Annotated in this window: 1 protein-coding gene; it reads left to right on the top strand. The window is 27.7% G+C overall.

Annotated features, from left to right (window positions below; translation table 11 throughout):
* The coding region (locus tag BHW04_RS05495) for a DDE-type integrase/transposase/recombinase (RefSeq protein ID WP_302699144.1) at nt 1-343 on the top strand (343 nt) is incomplete at both ends.

Raw genomic sequence — 343 nt, 5'->3', positions numbered from 1 at the left:
TGGTTGGTGCTATTTAGCTTCAGTTCTAGACTTATATTCTAAAAAAATAATTGGCTACGCTTTCGGTAAGAAAATGACTAATGATTTAGTTGTTAAAGCTTTAAAAAATGCTTATTACAATCAAAATCCTGATAAAAATAAGCATATAATATTTCATACAAACTTAGGCTCTCAATATACTAGTAATGATTTAAAAGAGCTATGTAAAGAGTTTAATATTATACAATCATTTAGTAAAAAAGGCTGTCCTTATGACAATGCTTGTATAGAATCTTTCCATTCTTCAATAAAGAAGGAAGAAATCTATAGAAATACATATCGCACCTTCGAAGAAGCCAATATA

It is taken from the genome of Clostridium sp. 29_15, from assembly GCF_001916075.1.
In the GTDB taxonomy this organism is placed as follows: domain Bacteria; phylum Bacillota; class Clostridia; order Clostridiales; family Clostridiaceae; genus Clostridium; species Clostridium lentum.
The sequence above is the reverse complement of the archived record's forward strand: the minus strand, read 5'-3'. Positions and strand labels throughout refer to the sequence as shown.